Origin of the sequence: Marinicella marina (genome assembly GCF_030065545.1) — a bacterium.
Classification (GTDB): Bacteria; Pseudomonadota; Gammaproteobacteria; order Xanthomonadales; family Marinicellaceae; genus Marinicella; species Marinicella marina.
Window position 1 is genome coordinate 390,922 of the sequence record NZ_JASJNC010000002.1, and the last position, 16,512, is coordinate 407,433.

Below are 16,512 nucleotides of genomic sequence, written 5' to 3' on the forward strand. Positions count from 1 at the left end.
ATGCCTACTTCTTTAATTGTGGTCGATGATTTTCTCGATGACCCGTACCCGCTTCGTAATGCAGCATTACAGTTAAATTACCCTCAAAGTGAATCGAATTTTCCTGGGCGAAACTCGACACAAAAGATAAACCTTGAGGGTTTGCATGAGGAAGTGTCACGTTTGGTGGGTGAGCCATTATTGCCTATGAGTCATGATCAGGCTCACACAAAATGCCGAATTTCCCTGGCTTCAGATGTTGGCAATGCCAAAGTACATGTTGATGCATCTCACTGGTCAGGCATTTTGTATCTGAGCGAACCGGAGGATTGTCGTGGAGGCACAGAGTTTTTTCGACACATACCAACAAATACTGAGCGAGCGCCATTCAGTGATCAAGAGGCCTTTGAGAAATTTGGTGTACATTCTGCCAAGCAATGGACCGCAAATGTCTTGGATCGCGACACCAATGATGACTCCAAATGGGAAATGACCATGAGGGTTCCTATGCGTTTTAATCGCCTTATTCTTCTTAGGCCATGGCTTTGGCACACCGCAGGAGAGAGTTTTGGTGATAAGTTAGAAAATGGTCGCCTGGTTTATTTAATGTTTTTTCAACTAGCAAATCGTTGATTAAACTGGATATTATCTGAAAGAGAAAGGATAGAAAATGATAAAGCATGAAAGTTTGAATGTGTACCATGAGCCTTTAGAAAGTTGTTGTGAGGACCCGTTGACCGGTTTTTTTCGCGATGGTTGTTGTAACACGGCGGATGAAGATTTGGGCATGCATACGGTTTGTGTGGAATTAACAGATGATTTTTTACAATTTTCCAAACGCATGGGCAATGACTTAATCACCCCAAGACCTGAATTTAATTTCCCCGGTTTAAAAGCGGGAGATCGCTGGTGTTTGTGTGCCAGTCGGTGGTTACAATCGCATCAAGCCGGCGTAGCGCCGCGGGTGCATATCAGAAGCACCCACCAACGGACTTTGGAAATCGTTGATTTACAGCTGTTGAAACAATACGCTGCTGACCTACAGTGAGGCCCGCTGTTTCAATGTTATTCTGATAGACTGCCAACTGACAATAACCAAAGCCGTCCAGATGCCAGCAAAAGCCACTTTGTGACCTTGGGTGAAATCCTCGCCGTAAAAATACACTGCAATCAGAAAGCTGATGCTGGGTCCGATGTACTGCAAAAATCCCACCAAAGTCAGTGTCAGACGTTTAGCAGCATAATTAAAGCCTATCAATGGCAGGATGGTGATCATCCCAGAGAGCACCAATAAAGCAGTGGTGTTGAGGTCATAAGCAAAGCCAATTTGCTCTGGATTCAGCCACCACAAATACAGCAAAGCCGGTAACAACAACAAACTGGTCTCCCAAAACAAGCCCACCAGCGGTCCTACATCCAAAGTTTTTCTGACCAAGCCATACAAACCAAAAGTGACGGCCAAAGCCAAGGCAATCCAAGGTGGTTGACCCAGGTAAAATCCTAAATAAGTGGTGGCAGCTGCGGCAATGATCAGTGCCACAGTTTGGGTTTTGTTCAAGCGTTCGCCTAAAAACAATAAGCCCAAGAAAATGTTAACCAGCGGGTTGGTGAAGTAACCCAATGAAGTGGCCAAAATCTGACCGTCATTCACTGCCCAAACAAAAATCAGCCAATTACTGATGACCAAAGAACCGCTGATAAATAAAATCAATAATTGTTTCGGTGAGATTCGCAGTGTTTTCAGTAGCTGTGACCTTTCACGAATGGCCAAGAACAGTAATAAAAATGCCGCTGCCCAAATGATGCGATGGGCAATGATACTCAGGGCGGGCACGTGTTGTAGCAGTTTGAAAAAAACCGGCGCGAAGCCCCAAAAAACAAAACAAAAGATGCCGGCAGACAGGCCTTTGTTGTGTTCGGTTCTCGCTGCTGTTATGGGCGATGGGTTTGGTAGAGTAGACTTGTGGTTGGTCGCTGGCATCGACGTATTGTAGTCGAATTATCTGTCGATGAAGATGAAACCTGCTGAAGAATTATTATACAATCTTTGGGTTTGAATCATTTGGAGTGAGATGAAAAAATTATTGTTAGCGTTTACTTCGGCTTTTGTGTTGGCCATGGCATCAGGCGCCAGTGCACATAAGCACGCTGAAGCTGCGATCACACATGACAGCGGCCAAGTAACGTATTTGGGCAACACCGGTTTGCTGGCGTCACACGGCGAAATACAGGTTTTGTTTGATCCATTTTTTCACAATCACTATGGTCAATATCAGCTGGTACCGAAAACATTCAGACAGGCCATGTTCAATGCAGAGGCACCTTTTGATGCCGTTAAAATGGTCTTAATCAGTCATGCCCATGGTGACCACTTTGATGCCAGTGATGTGGTCAAATACATGCAAATGCATGATGACGTGATGTTGGTGGCACCCACTCAGGCAGTAGAACAAATGCAATCAATCGCTGGTTTTGGTGTCATCCAAAACCGCATTAAGTCAATTGATTTGGCTTATGGTGATGCGCCGATCAGTCACTTTTTTGATGGCATTGAAGTCAATGCCGTGCGTATTCCACACGCCGGTTGGCCGGGTCGTGCTGATGTGTCTAATTTGGTTTACCGGGTCACCATCAACAACCAAGCCACGGTGATGCATATGGGTGATGCAGACCCTGACGATGTCCACTTTAAGCCTTGGCAATCATATTGGCAGTCGAAAAGAACTGATCGGGCTTATCCGCCTTACTGGTTCATGCTCACACCATCCGGACAAGACATACTGACCAATCGCATCAATGCCACATCTGCCACTGGGGTTCACGTGCCAGTGAATGTACCCACCGCCCTGAAAAACAGCGGAGCGAGGTATTTTTCAAAAACCGGTAGCAGCCATGCCATCACCAACAACCAAGAGTCGGAGAAACCTTAAATATGACCATGAGACCAACAACCATGCAAAAATTAGTCATCATCACAGCCTTACTTTTAAGCCAAATCTGCGCCGCCGATTCCCCCAACATCTTGTCATTACAACAACAAGCCAAAGTGGTGGATCGCTTACTCGAAGATAAGATCAAAACAGTGTTGCCGCAGCTGATGCGAGACAATGAAATTGATATGTGGATTGTGATGGCGCGTGAATACAACGAAGATCCGGTAATCAGAACTTTGTTGCCGGCGACTTGGCATGCGGCCCGTCGGCGCACAGTTTTGGTGATGTTTGATCCAGGTGAGGGTGCAGAAATTGAAGCTTTGGCGGTGGCCCGATATGATGTAGGCGCGGTGTTTAAAAAGGCTTGGGATAAAGAACAACAGCCGGACCAATGGGCACGGTTGGCTGAGGTGATTGCTGAGAGAAAACCGAAGAAAATTGCTTTGAACCTCTCTCAGCACTACGGTCAGGCCGATGGTTTGACGCACACCGAATACCAATCTTTTGTCGCCTCAATACCGAAGAAATATCAAAAGCGCATCGTCAGTGCTGAAACTTTGGCGGTTAATTGGCTAGAAATCCGCACCCCAGCCGAAATGGCCATTTATCCCCAAGTGGTGAACATTGCTCATCACATCATTGCTGAGGGCTTATCAGAACAAGCCATCCAACCCGGGGTCACTTCAACCGAAGATTTGGTTTGGTGGTTTCGTGAACGCATCAAAGCGCTGAAGTTAGACACTTGGTTTCATCCATCGGTGTCGATACAAAGGGCCGATGCAGAACAGTTTGAACACCTGCGTACATTTGATTCGCGACCGGCGGAAAATATCATCCAACCAGGCGACTTGGTACATGTGGATTTTGGCATCACTTATTTGCGCATGAACACCGATACCCAGCAACACGCCTATGTCCTGAGAGCTGGTGAAACCGAGGCGCCTGAATACTTAAAGCAAGCTTTGGTCAATGGTAACCGCCTGCAAGATATTTTTACCAACAACTTCAAAGTGGGTCGTACCGGTAATGAAGTGTTGGCGATGTCGCGACAGCAGGCCATTGATGAAGGCATCAAGCCATCAATTTATACCCATCCCATCGGCTATTACGGCCATGCCGCCGGCACCACACTGGGCATGTGGGATTCACAGGGCGGGGTGCCACACACTGGCGATCATCCACTGCACGCCAACACCGCTTATGCCATAGAATTGAATGCAGCGACTTATATTAAGGAGTGGGACAAAGAAATCCGCATCATGTTGGAAGAGGATGCTTTCTTTGATGGTGAAACTGTGCGCTACATCAATGGCCGACAAAAACATTTTCACCTGATTCCACGCCAAGACCAAACCCACGTCTTGGGAGACTGATTTCAGCCACTCCTAACGCTTGTAACTTTTGTCTCAGATAATTTTTAAAGGTATTGAAGCTTGTGCTAACTGTTGTGGTGATTTTTTGTAAATTAACAGTCACTTTGAAAAGCGTCAGCGATGACCAGCTTACACTAAATTTTGAACCACGATTAATTCACAAGCAAAAGTTATAATATGATTTTTTTCAAGGATAATTAAAATGAAAATAGCTGGAATATCAGGTAGTTTACGTCAACACTCAACCAACACGGGCATCCTTCGCGCGGTCAAAAAAATTGCAGCAGATAAAGGTCACGAGTTCACCTTGGTGGACATCAGTGACATCCCACTTTACAACCAAGATGTGAATGAGCAAGGCATTCCGCAAGCAGTGCAAAACGCACATGATGAACTGGCGGTAGCTGATGCCATAGTTCTGGCATGTCCTGAATACAATTATTCGGTCAGTGGCGTGCTGAAGAATGCCATTGATTGGTTCTCTCGCGTCGAGAATCAAGGATTCAATGGCAAAGCCGTCTCCATCATGGGAGCAAGTCCTGGGCTAGGCACCTCACGCATGCAATACGATTTGCGTAAAATTCTGGTTTTCTTAAATGCCTTCGTGGTTAACAAGCCCGAAGTATTGATTGGTGGTTCAGGCGGTAAGTTTGATGACCAAGGTAATTTGACCGATGAGAAAACTTTGGAGTTTCTAGGTAAAGCAGTGGATGCATTGATAGCACTCGCTGATCAATTGAAAAAATGATGAAAGAAATATTTAAACCTTTTGCGTTGGGCCAATTGCAGCTCAAAAACCGCATTGTGATGGCACCCATGACCCGTAGTTTCTCTCCAGGTCATGTGCCCAATCAGAAAAACATTGAATACTATCAACGTCGAGCAGCCAATGATGTCGGCTTGATTATCACCGAAGGCACTTGTGTAGGTCACAAAGCCGCTAATGGCTACCCGAATGTGCCTTTCTTCTATGGTGAAGAAGCACTGGCGGGTTGGCAGCGGGTGGTCGAAGCGGTACATGCCGAAGGTGGTAAAATCATGCCGCAATTGTGGCATGTCGGCGGGGTTCGCAAGGATTGTCTGCAACCTGATGAGTCGGTTCCGGCCTACAGCCCATCAGGTTTGCTTTCGCCAAACAAGCCCAATGGGGTTGCGATGACACAAACCGACATTGATGAGGTAAAACAAGCCTTTATCGATGCCGCAATCAATGCCAAGAAGTTGGGTTTTGATGGTATTGAACTACACGGCGCCCATGGTTATTTGCTGGATCAATTCTTCTGGGAAAAAACCAATTTGCGAGATGATGAATATGGTGGTGACCTGGTGCAAAGGACGCGCTTCGTGGCAGAGCTGGTGCGCGCTATCAAAGCAGAGACTGGTGATGAATTCCCGCTGATTTTGCGTTTTTCACAATGGAAACTACAAAATTATCAACTGAAGTTGGCACAAACGCCAGCTGAGCTTGGGGCATTTTTACAGCCTTTGGTTGATGCGGGAGTGGATATGTTCCATTGTTCGACTCGTCGATTCTGGGAACCTGAGTTTGAAGGCTCTGATCTGAATCTGGCCGGCTGGACCAAAAAACTCACAGGGAAGCCTACCATCACGGTAGGTAGCGTTGGTTTGGATGGTGGTTTTGTAGATGAAGAAAAGCGCGGCATGATCAGCCATTCGGGGGTTTCAACCGAACAGTTTGAACTGATTGAGACAGCTTTGGCTGCAGGTGAGTATGATTTGGTGGCTGTGGGACGGTGTTTGCTGCAAGATCCTGAATGGGTGCATAAATTAAAAGCCGACGAATTTTCCCAGATGCAGGCTTATTCAGCTGACTCGCTGAAATCCTTGTATTGAGGTTGGTGCTGAAATTAGAATGTAAGCATGTTTAGGTATTTAAAACGAGTTGCTGATCACCTCACCTCAGATTTTCTGGGTGGGCCGAAGCCTTGGAAATTTTCTTGGGTAATCAATTTCCAAAAAGCCGGCACCTTTGTGTTTGTGGCTTTTTTGATGTGGTATTACCAAAACTTTTCAACCGCCGCTTACCTATATCTGGCTTTACATGGTGCTTATGGCTTTGTGTGGTTACTAAAAGACCTGAGTTTTCCTGATGCCAATTGGCAAAAGCGCATCACCATTCCAGCCGGCTTGGTGGCTTTTTTTGGGGTATTGTTTTGGTATTGGGCGATTGCTTGGTTATTAATCAGCCAGCCGGTCACGCCTGATTACCCATTGACTGATGCTGCTTGGTTTGCCATGTGCACAGCACTTTGTATTTTAGGCTGTGTCATTATGATTGCGGCCGATGCACAAAAGTACTACACCTTGAGGTACCAGAAAGGCTTGATTCAAACCGGTATCCACAAATACATCCGGCACCCAAATTACCTGGGAGAGATTATGATTTACGGTTCTTTTGGCTTATTGGCATGGCATTGGGGCGCAGCAGTGATTTTGGCTGCGGTTTGGTTGTTTGTGTTTGTGCCTAATATGGTGGCCAAAGAGAAAAGCCTGTCCAGATACCCTGAATGGCCTGAATACAAAAAACGCAGTGGCTGGCTGTCTCCTTATATATAGGGGTCAGTCACCAATGGGGACAATGATGCCAATGGTGAATTGACCATCGCCAAAACCATCTTGACCCGGTAGGTCGGAATCATTGGTGTCTAATCGAGATCGTGCTTCGGCCCTGATGCGCACACCATTACCGGTAAAATACCAAGAACCACCTATGGCCAAATTGACTATGAGGTCTGTCTCTTGCGTATCGGGAAACCTAGAATCTGAATAAATCCCACCAACACCCAGCAGAAAGTAGGGTTTCCACAAAGGATCATGGTTGGTGTACATGACATTGAAAGCAGCGGAATAGTGCTTTAAGTCAAAGTCGATATCAAAATCATATTCATCCCGCATCACCTCGAACTCAAGCGCCCAGTTGTCATTGAAATGCTTGCCCACACGCAAATCAATCACTTGGGCTTCATTCAAGCGAATGTCATCGTCTGGAACCACAATGCCGATGTTGGTGTTCCAGTACCAACGGTAATCGACACCATCATAAATGTGTTGATCAGCAGATTCTTCTTCAGCTGCATCAACCATTTTAGGGTAGATTGTAGCCGCTGAGATGATGCCCAGCAGCAGAATTAGTTTTTGCATGATTTGATTTTATCATGGCGTTATTGCATAAGTCCTGTTTATAACGCTGTGAGCGGTTTTTTTGTTAAATCTTGTATATTTGTGAGTCAGTTACTTGCATTTTTATTTTTGCTTCGAACTTGCTTGATTTTATGCTTGTGCTTGTGTAGTATCATTGTTCCGATGCGTATGTGAGTTATGAGAATATTAGGGCGCACATATCATTTTGGCCATGCAAAATATTTTGTATTTTGTATTTTCATTTCTAAAAAAAGTAGGAGAGACAATAAATGTCCAAGTCAAAATTCAATCCTTTGATTACTGCTTCTGTCATGTCAGCTGTATATTTAGCTGGCGTTTCGTTCGATTCACAGGCTGTTGTAGATTCACAGTTGAAAAGTGACGATGCAACCAGTCTGACAGCAAGCTTTAATGATGTTACCAATTACCGATTACCTGCGGCCAATGCCCAGGGTCAGAAAAGGTACATTGTACAATTCAAACAACCATCAGTTGCTATGTACAACGGTGCCGGCAGCTTCGCACCGATTCCCAGATTAGCCAACCATAAAATTGATACCAAATCCCCCGCTGTTCGTGCTTACGTGAACGCGCTTGATACACAACAAACAAACTTTTTGAGCGGACTGTCTTCAAACTTTGGTCGTTCAGTTGATGCTTTGTTTTCATACAAGTTTGCGGTCAATGGTGTGGCACTCTATTTAACTCCAGAGGAAGCCAGCCAAGTCAGCAACATGACAGATGTGAAACACATCGAACTTGACAGAGAACATTATCTGGATACCGATGCAGGTCCCACCCTGATTGGAGCCAACAACGTTTGGGACGGTGCTGCACCTTCTACAGGCACTGCTTTCGGAGAAGGGGTTGTCTTAGGTATCATTGACTCGGGTGCCAACTTTGATCACCCTTCTTTTGCAGACATCGGTGGTGATGGTTATGACCACACCAATCCCTTAGGTGCTGGAAATTACTTGGGTGTTTGTGACCCAACCAATGTTGATCAATTCAATGCCGATTACACTTGTAATGACAAATTAATCGGTGGTTATGATTTCGTCGACAATGCTGCGCCTGGAGATGCTTTCGAAGTACCTGGCCCAGAAGATGAAAACGGCCACGGTACGCACACCGCATCTACAGCCGGCGGTAACTTGGTCTTAACGGCCAGTGCCAATGGTGTAGAAAACATTGAAATCAGTGGTGTGGCCAGACATGCTAATGTCATTGCTTATGATGCTTGTTACACTTCAGCACAAGGTCAAGGTCTGTGTCCAAACGTATCAACTTTGGCATCGATTGACCAAGTCATTGCTGATGGCATCGTTGATGTGGTCAACTACTCAATAGGTGGTGGCACATCACCTTGGACTGAGGCTGTATCACAGTCTTTCCTAGCCGCCACAGATAACGGTGTGTTCGTATCAGCTTCTGCTGGTAACTCAGGTCCAGGACCTGCGACATTGGGTCACGTGGAGCCATGGACAGCGACTGTAGGTGCATCAACCCACACCCGTGGTTTTGAAACCTTGCTATCAATGACTGGTCCAGGAACACCTGGTGCAGAAGTCACCGACATCGCATACATTACCAGTAATGGCCCTGCATTCGGCGCGCCGATCACTGGTGGAGTCCAATATTCTGAAGTGGTAGATCCTGCCAACTTAGAGGCTTGTGTACCATTCCCTGCCAACAGTTTTGATGGCCTGGTTGCTTTGGTTTCTCGAGGCACATGCTCTTTTGAAGATAAAGTCAATAATTCATCTGATGCCGGTGCGATCGCTGTGATTGTTCACAATGATGACCGTGCGGTTGCTTTTGGTATGAACGTTGGAACCACAACGACCATTCCTTCGGTCAGTATTCCTCAGGCTGATGGTTTTGCTTTGAGAGATTTTATTTTAGCTAACCCAGCACCCGCTGCACAAATCGAAATCGTGAATCCAGCGATTGTCAATACCGAGCAAGCCGATGTCATGGCAGATTTCAGTTCACGTGGACCAAGTCCTTTTGAAGTGAACAAACCTGACGTAACCGGTCCTGGTGTGAACATTTTAGCTGCTTTCAATGACAATGAATTCATTCCTACCAATGCCGATGAAGAATACGGCATCATTTCGGGTACTTCAATGTCATCACCTCACAATGCAGGTGCTGCAGCCTTGTTGAAAGAACTACAGCCCAATTGGTCAGCGCCTGAAATCAAATCTGCGCTGATGATGACTGCAGTCACTGCAGGTGTCACCAAAGAAGACGCCACCACACCGGCTGATGCCTTTGATCGTGGTGCAGGTCGAATTCAAGTCGATTTGGCTTCATCTTCAGGTTTAGTTATGGACGAGTCTGCGTTTGATTTCTTGTTGTCTGATCCTGCCAACGGCGGTGATCCAAAAGAATTGAACTTAGCCAGTTATAAAAATGATAACTGTGTCGGTTCATGTTCATTCACTCGTGAGTTCAGAAGTGTAGCAGCTGATCCAGTGACTTACTCTGCTTCTTTATCAGATGTGGTAGGTACCGTAACACCCAGTAGCTTTACAGTTAATCCTGGTCAATCAGTTAATTTAACAGTTGATATTGACGGATCTGCTTTACCTGCCGGTGCTGTGAGCTTTGGTGAGTTGGTTTTGACTCCACAAGCTGAAAGTCAAAACTTCGATTTAGGTGCACCAATCGCTATCACTGATAATGGTTATCAGACTAATGACCCTGCTGCAAACTTAACCTGCTCAACAATTAATGTATCTGGAGTATCTCCAACATCAACAATGAGTGTCGAAATGGCTATTGATCATACATGGGCTGGTGATGTAACTTTGAAAGTCTTCAACCCAAATAATGACGAGTTAGCTATGTTAAACCGACCAGGTGTTCCAGCGGGTGGTTTTGGTAATTCATCTGATCTAGTTGCTACTGCCCCAGTAACATTCTCGGATACTGGTACAACAGACGCTGAAACAATGGGTGATGCAGGTAGCACAATTTGTGAAGTTGATGGATTTTGTGATTATTTCCCTAATCCAAGTGAAGAAGTATCATCACTTGCTGACTTTGCTTCTTTAGTTGCTGCATTTGATCCTAATGGCACATGGTTCTTATGTGGAGGAGACAGTGCAGGTGGCGATCCTGGTACTATCCAGGCAGCATCGTTGATTTTCAGTGGTGAAGCGCCTTCACAACCAGAATTACATCTTCCGTTAGTTGTTACTGGTTTCCCAGAGCAGCCAGACATCGCTGTGGCGCCAGCTTCTTTGAGTGCTTCTCTTGATGCTGATACCACCACTGATTTGAACTTGAACATCAGTAACTCTGATGTGGCAGGTGCTGATTTGAACTGGACTATAGCCACAACAGGATCTGCTGATGTAACTGTCTTTGATCAACCAACAAATGGTACAGGCGGTATTGTGAGTGATTTCTTCAATGACGGTGTAACCAATGCAGGTGCTTACAGTGCAGACTCTTTTGTCCTGACTGAAGGTGCTTCGATTGATACGGCTCGTTTCGATGGTTTCTTGAGTAACGGTGCGCCTGACATCACTGCAGAACTTGCTGCAATGACATTGTCAATCTATGGCGATAATGCTGGTGTTCCTGATGGTCACCCTGAAGACGGTGCTGGCAGTGAACTGTTCACTATTACCATACCAATTAACGATGCTAATTTAGACATTGGTGATGGTACTGGTGCGGTTGTCTTTGACATACTGGGTGCCAATGGTTCTGCACTTGAGTTACCTGCAGGAACATATTGGGTGACTGCATTTGGTGACTTCACTGGCGCCAATCGTTGGAACTGGTTCCAAGGTGAAGACATCACCCCAGGAAATGCTCAGTTAATCGATCCTACTGATATATTTGGTGCTGGCTTTACAGATTGGACTGACTTGACAGGTATTGATCCAATATTTACCTCTTTGTCATTTGGTTTCTTTAGTTCAATTGACTGTGGTGCGCCATGGTTGAGCGTGAATCCAAGTTCTGGTGCCATTGCACCTGGAAGTGATGAAGACTTAACTGTAACACTTGATGCCACAGGCCTTGCTCCAGGTGTTTACACTGCTGCAGTTTGTGTAGACAGTGATGACCCAGATGAGCCTCAAGTTGTGGTACCAGTATCCATGACTGTTACCGGTCTGCCTGATCTTATCTTCGCAAATGGTTTTGAGTAAATAGCTCAAAACAATACGAAGGTAAACTTCAAAAAAAGCGCGGTTAAACCGCGCTTTTTTTTGCCTGAAATTTTTTACACTGTCAGTGCGAATTGGTTAAGGGAATGAATGTTTTAATGCAGCTATTGAAACAGTGTTTCTGATGTGGATGAGGAGTAGTTGAATCGTGTGTGTTCTCATATTAAATTAACACCAGAGTACTCACTACCAAAAAGTTGAAGATAAAATGACAGCGTATTTACCCAGTGCAATCAGATTCTTGATTACCTCGCTAAAAAAACTTTTAGTCGAATAACAGATTTTTAATCGGAAGTTGATAAAAAGAGTTTCTACAATAATCAGCGGGTTATAAATGAAGCTGTGGTGCAAAATCAATAAGGCTTGATTAACAGGTAACAAAGCAAAGCTTTGGGCCCTTAGGTTTTAAGCGTTTTGAGCTTTTCCCAGACTGGTCTTTTGAGCGAGTCATCTGCCAAGATATCATGTAAGCTGGCCAGATGGGTAGTGGTAGCAGTATCAGGGGTGTTGATGTCATCAAATATCAAAGTGACCTCAGAAAGGCTGTATTTAACTGCTTTGCCATCGTACGCTATGGCGTCAAACACACAGTCATGACCAATGGCTTTGAGCATTTTTACCAATAACCTGAATTCGTTCTTATCCATCTTGGGAGGTGTGACAGGTTTGCTCACTGATGGGGTTTGCTGTTGACTTACTGGTGGTGCTGAGTCAGTGACTGGCATTTGAGTTGTTGTGTTGTTCTGTTTGAGCTTCAGGTTCAACAAGCCCAGTTCATTGAGCAATTGGTTTGAATACATCTTATAAATCAGCAGTCAGTTGAATGAGGATGGCATCTACAGAACGGCTTAAAGCTGTTGTGAATGCTTTGAAACCTTCGCCCTCGATGGCTTGTTCATTATCGTAGGTCTGGTTGAACAACAGTTTATTTTCATGGTCATACAAACTGAATTCAAGTGATACCACAGCCAGCTTTTGGCGTTTTTCAAAGGCTAATATGCGGCTGTCTAGGATGTGATGGGTGTTATCATTGGGTACTTGGTAACTGACGCTTTGCCAATGTTCACTGGCCCAAACTTTGAGTTTGTCTTGTAACAATACTTTTGGAGATTCCAGCCAAAAGTGATGGCTTAGCTGCACCAAAGAACCGTCTTCCTTGGTGGCGACTATGGGCCGTCCGCCCAATATACTCAGCGCTTTGGGTCTTTTCACCACCAAAGTGGCCGGCTTGGTTTCAGAGGCAGTCACTGCTGCTGAGGGACTTAAGCGGTAGTACTTTTTGGTTTGTGCTGGTTTGTTGCCGCAAGCAGACAAAATGATGGTCGCCGCTGTTATTATTGATAAGGTTTTAATAAAATTCATAGTTCATCATCCACCACTTCAGCATCAGATGAGAATATCAGACTAGAAGGGTTTTTCCTGATGGCGTTGGTGGCCTCATTCAAGTTCATACTGGCACTTTCAATCTCATTGGTAATGCTGTCCAGTTTATTCGACAGCGCCAACATGCTTTTAGCCGCAGTTTTTAAAATCTCAGCCATGTCCGAATCATCTGCTGTGATCAAGCCTCGGGCATCAGAGACTAAACCATTGATGTTCTCCAGCCCTGAATCCAGTTCAGCGACTGATAGTTGCATTTGTTCACTGAGCTTGGCCAGATTGGCGATGAATTGATCAATATTTTCTATGTTGTCATCACCAAGCAGTTGGTTGGCATTTTCCATCAAGCGTGTCAGTTCCTTACTGGAAGCTTCAACATTATTCATGATGTCAGGAAGTCCTTGATCGATCTGTAAGGTGATGCTGTCCAGTCGCTCATAAAGCATGTCCAGCATGGGTTTGATTTTTTCTTCAGTGATATCGGTGACGTTGTCCGAAACATCGGCCAACTGGGCAAACAAGTCAGCTGGAGGCAGACCAGGAATCAAGGCGCCGGGTTGGAAGGATGCTTCTGCTTCACCACCTTTGATGTTGATTGACATGTCTGCTAACAGACCTGCCGAAGTGATTTGTGCAACTGAATCTGTAGGTATTTTCCATTCTTGTAAAACCGAGAAAGTGACTTTGAAATCAAGCTTGGTTTGTTTGTATTCGGGTTTGATTGATTCAATCTGACCAATGCGGTATCCTTCAAAAAAAACCGGTGTGCCGTACCCCAAGCCAGTCACGTTTTGATAAAAACTGTGGTATTCAACGGCATCGGCTTCTTTGCCAGTCATTTTAATCAAAATCCACAGGGTAAAGATTGAAACCGCTAAGGTGAACAATCCTACCCAAAAATAATTGCTGATGTGCCTTTTCATGAGAGTGTGTAGTTTTCCTGTGTTAAGCGTCGTAGGTATTCAGATGGGTTTAATTTATCATGTCTGGAGCGCCTTTGTAATAAATCCATCACGCGTTTATTCGGTGATGCCTTGATTTCCTCTACCGTACCAGTGATCAGGTTTTTGCCATTATCCAATACTGTTATCTTATCAGCAATTTTAAAAGCGCTATCTAATTCATGGGTCACTACGATCATGCTCATACCCATGGTGTCACGCAAAGATAAAATCAGGTCATCAATCTCTGAGGCCACCACTGGATCCAGGCCAGCAGAGGGTTCATCAAAAAACAACAGTTTGGGATCCATCACAATGGAACGAGCCAAAGCAGCTCTTTTAATCATGCCACCAGATAATTGTGAGGGCATGAGTTTATGAAAACCACCGAGGTTTACAACTTCGAGTTTCATGCGAGAAATGATTCTGATGGTGTTTTCATCCAAGTCGGTGAATTCTCGCAATGGCAGTGCCACGTTTTCGCCCACTGTCATGGATGAGAATAGGGCGCCGCTTTGGAACGAAACGCCGATGTCTTGTTTTAATTTTAATTGGTCATTGAAACTGATGTTATGGATGTCCTGGCCAAGCAGTTCAACGCTGCCTTCAGTGGGTTCATAAAGCCCTAAAATATGCCACAACAATGTTGACTTACCTGAGCCTGAACCACCCATAATCACTCGAATTTCGCCTTTTTTAACGTCCAAATCCACCCCGTCCAGAATTTTTCTCTGGCCATAGTGGGTGACTAAGTTCTTAACATTAATCACTGTTTTTTTATCTTTTTTGGGTTCAGACATGGGCTTACTGGGTCAAAAAGTAACTGGCAATCATATCAGCCAGTACAATGAAAGAGATGGATATAACAACCGCGCTGGTGGTGGCTCGGCCTACGCCTTCAGCACCACCGGTGACATGAAATCCTGTGGTGGCACCGACCAAGACAATGATTACGCCAAAAACCACACTTTTAACTAAGCCTTGCATCACATCACCGACCACCAGGACATTGAAGGATTCGACCATATAGGCACTGACACTCATGTTCAATTGATGGGCGCCGAAGACCGAGCCGCCGAAGATGGCCATCACATCAGCCAAAATGATTAACATGGGCATCGAGATCATCAGACCGAGTAGCGGAGGCAAAACCAAATACCGCACCGGAACCACGCCAATCACTTTCAGTGCATCTATTTCTTGTGATACAACTTGTGAACCAATTCTGGCAGCTATGGCTGCGCCAGAGCGACCAGCTACGATAACACCAGTAATTAACGGTGAAAATTCTCTGGTGACTGATTTGGCAATGGCCAGTAAGACCTGTGATTCCGCACCAAAATCAGATAAAGCATACAACAACTGGATTGATAACATCATACCAACCACAAAAGCCAACGCAGTAACTATCGGGACGGCATCAAAGCCGTTGACCCTGATTTGTTCAACCACTTGGCGCAGCCGCAGTTTTTGTTTGTAACGGCGTCCAACCAGCAACCAATAAAAACTGTCCCACAACAAGCGCATGGCGAAGCCAACGCGTTCGACAGCTTGAAATGTCCACATCCCTATGTTTTCAATCCTTTTTATGATGCCTTTACTCAATGGTGAAAACCTGATCTAAACGAGCCAGCTCCATGATGCTTTTGACTTGGGCACTGGGTTGGGTCAAGGAAAAGCTGCGTCCGTTGCTGTTAGCAAACTGCAAGCCCTCTACCATGGCAGCAATGCCTGATGAATCAATGTACTCAACGCCAGATAAATCGACTTTGACCTCCGGGGTTGTTTTTAAAGCGGCTAAAATGGTTTTTCGAACCTCAGCAGAATTCGAAAGGTCGACCTCGCCGTTGACATAAATAACAGTTAAATCGTCGGTTTTATCAAAACGAATAAATTCACTCATTGGTTCAATCTCACACTCTTGATGGTTATCGGTTTAACAGGTGCATTGGGCACGTCCATTTGTGTATTATAAGCGGTTTCGCCTTGTACCATTAAATCTATCACTTCCATGCCTGAAACCACGTAGCCAAAAACAGTGTATCCCCATGATTTTTTGTTGGGATCTAAATTATTGTTATCTTTCAAGTTGATAAAGAAACTGCTGCCAGCTGAATGTGGGTCATCGTAGCGAGCCATAGCCAATGTGCCGCGGTCATTGTTTAAGCCATTACCTGATTCATTGACCAAGTTGCCACAGCTTTTAACGTCTGAAAAGTCAGTTTTGAAGGCACCTGTTTGAATCACATATTCAGGTTCAACTCGGTGTACTAAGTTGTTGTCATAGGTTTTGGATTTCACGTAATGCAAAAAACGATTCACGGTCAAAGGGGCGCGGCCACGATCCAATTCAACCACAATATCACCTAAGTTGGTGCTGATGGTCAGTTCTGGATAACTGGCATTGGGGTAGACTGGTTCGGTGGGGCAGGCCGCCTGTGCAAGGTTCGCTGTAGCAGCAAGAAAAATAACTAAAAGAGCTTTCATCTGTTGATTATATTACTGAGGCAAATAATTATTTTACCCAAAGCTGAAGGTGATTGATAGTTACAGC

17 protein-coding genes are annotated in these 16,512 nt (G+C 45.1%); 8 read left to right on the forward strand and 9 right to left on the reverse strand.

Going from position 1 to position 16,512, the window contains the following annotated elements:
- Complete coding sequence (locus QNI24_RS04400) at positions 1 to 612, forward strand: DUF6445 family protein (RefSeq protein ID WP_267175072.1); 612 nt, start codon at positions 1 to 3, stop codon at positions 610 to 612.
- A 37-nt stretch (positions 613 to 649) separates the two neighbouring features.
- Positions 650 to 1,027 carry a DUF2237 family protein gene (locus tag QNI24_RS04405; RefSeq protein ID WP_267175073.1) on the forward strand — a complete coding sequence of 126 codons (378 nt, stop codon included), beginning with the start codon at positions 650 to 652 and terminating at the stop codon, positions 1,025 to 1,027.
- Here QNI24_RS04405 and rarD read toward each other — a convergent pair.
- Positions 1,019 to 1,960, reverse strand: a complete 942-nt coding sequence (gene rarD / locus QNI24_RS04410) for an EamA family transporter RarD (RefSeq protein ID WP_267175074.1) — start codon at positions 1,958 to 1,960, stop codon at positions 1,019 to 1,021. The genes QNI24_RS04405 and rarD overlap by 9 nt on opposite strands.
- Positions 1,961 to 2,051: 91 nt before the next feature.
- Between rarD and QNI24_RS04415 the strand changes: the two genes are divergently transcribed.
- The 5 genes from QNI24_RS04415 to QNI24_RS04435 all read left to right on the forward strand — a co-directional run bounded on the left by QNI24_RS04415 (position 2,052) and on the right by QNI24_RS04435 (position 6,862).
- Complete coding sequence (locus QNI24_RS04415) at positions 2,052 to 2,909, forward strand: MBL fold metallo-hydrolase (RefSeq protein WP_283708504.1); 858 nt, start codon at positions 2,052 to 2,054, stop codon at positions 2,907 to 2,909.
- 23 nt (positions 2,910 to 2,932) lie between these two features.
- Positions 2,933 to 4,285, forward strand: coding sequence for a M24 family metallopeptidase (locus tag QNI24_RS04420; RefSeq protein ID WP_267175076.1), 1,353 nt, complete (start codon positions 2,933 to 2,935; stop codon positions 4,283 to 4,285).
- Positions 4,286 to 4,487: 202 nt separating this feature from the next.
- Entirely contained in the window at positions 4,488 to 5,033 is a 546-nt protein-coding gene (locus QNI24_RS04425; protein WP_267175077.1) for an NADPH-dependent FMN reductase, read from the forward strand.
- On the forward strand, positions 5,030 to 6,139 hold the full coding sequence (locus QNI24_RS04430) for an NADH:flavin oxidoreductase (RefSeq protein ID WP_267175078.1): 1,110 nt from the start codon (positions 5,030 to 5,032) through the stop codon (positions 6,137 to 6,139). The genes QNI24_RS04425 and QNI24_RS04430 overlap by 4 nt, the downstream gene beginning before the upstream one ends.
- 27 nt (positions 6,140 to 6,166) lie before the next feature.
- Positions 6,167 to 6,862, forward strand: a complete 696-nt coding sequence (locus QNI24_RS04435; protein WP_267175079.1) for a methyltransferase family protein — start codon at positions 6,167 to 6,169, stop codon at positions 6,860 to 6,862.
- A 3-nt stretch (positions 6,863 to 6,865) separates the two neighbouring features.
- Here the strand turns inward: QNI24_RS04435 and QNI24_RS04440 are convergent, their stop codons facing one another.
- Positions 6,866 to 7,447, reverse strand: a complete 582-nt coding sequence (locus QNI24_RS04440) for an outer membrane beta-barrel protein (RefSeq protein ID WP_267175080.1) — start codon at positions 7,445 to 7,447, stop codon at positions 6,866 to 6,868.
- 269 nt (positions 7,448 to 7,716) lie between these two features.
- On the opposite strand from QNI24_RS04440, the gene QNI24_RS04445 reads away from it, so the two are divergent.
- The gene (locus QNI24_RS04445; RefSeq protein ID WP_283708505.1) at positions 7,717 to 11,619 is read left to right on the forward strand and encodes a S8 family serine peptidase; all 3,903 of its coding nucleotides are present in this window, start codon (positions 7,717 to 7,719) and stop codon (positions 11,617 to 11,619) included.
- Positions 11,620 to 12,035: 416 nt separating this feature from the next.
- On the opposite strand, the gene QNI24_RS04450 is transcribed toward QNI24_RS04445, so the two are convergent.
- The 7 genes from QNI24_RS04450 to QNI24_RS04480 are packed head-to-tail and all read right to left on the reverse strand — an operon-like array spanning position 12,036 to position 16,445.
- Complete coding sequence (locus QNI24_RS04450) at positions 12,036 to 12,437, reverse strand: hypothetical protein (RefSeq protein ID WP_267175082.1); 402 nt, start codon at positions 12,435 to 12,437, stop codon at positions 12,036 to 12,038.
- A gap of 1 nt (position 12,438) precedes the next feature.
- A complete protein-coding gene (locus tag QNI24_RS04455; RefSeq protein ID WP_267175083.1) occupies positions 12,439 to 12,999 on the reverse strand; it encodes an ABC-type transport auxiliary lipoprotein family protein in 561 nt (186 codons plus the stop codon).
- The gene (locus QNI24_RS04460) at positions 12,996 to 13,940 is read right to left on the reverse strand and encodes an MlaD family protein (protein ID WP_283708506.1); all 945 of its coding nucleotides are present in this window, start codon (positions 13,938 to 13,940) and stop codon (positions 12,996 to 12,998) included. Before QNI24_RS04460 ends, QNI24_RS04455 begins: the two co-directional genes overlap by 4 nt.
- Complete coding sequence (locus tag QNI24_RS04465; RefSeq protein WP_267175085.1) at positions 13,937 to 14,758, reverse strand: ABC transporter ATP-binding protein; 822 nt, start codon at positions 14,756 to 14,758, stop codon at positions 13,937 to 13,939. The genes QNI24_RS04460 and QNI24_RS04465 overlap by 4 nt, the downstream gene beginning before the upstream one ends.
- A 4-nt stretch (positions 14,759 to 14,762) precedes the next feature.
- A complete protein-coding gene (locus tag QNI24_RS04470) occupies positions 14,763 to 15,563 on the reverse strand; it encodes an MlaE family ABC transporter permease (RefSeq protein ID WP_267175086.1) in 801 nt (266 codons plus the stop codon).
- The gene (locus QNI24_RS04475) at positions 15,556 to 15,861 is read right to left on the reverse strand and encodes an STAS domain-containing protein (protein WP_267175087.1); all 306 of its coding nucleotides are present in this window, start codon (positions 15,859 to 15,861) and stop codon (positions 15,556 to 15,558) included. The genes QNI24_RS04470 and QNI24_RS04475 overlap by 8 nt, the downstream gene beginning before the upstream one ends.
- Complete coding sequence (locus tag QNI24_RS04480; RefSeq protein WP_267175088.1) at positions 15,858 to 16,445, reverse strand: peptidylprolyl isomerase; 588 nt, start codon at positions 16,443 to 16,445, stop codon at positions 15,858 to 15,860. Before QNI24_RS04480 ends, QNI24_RS04475 begins: the two co-directional genes overlap by 4 nt.
- Positions 16,446 to 16,512 lie beyond the last annotated feature (67 nt).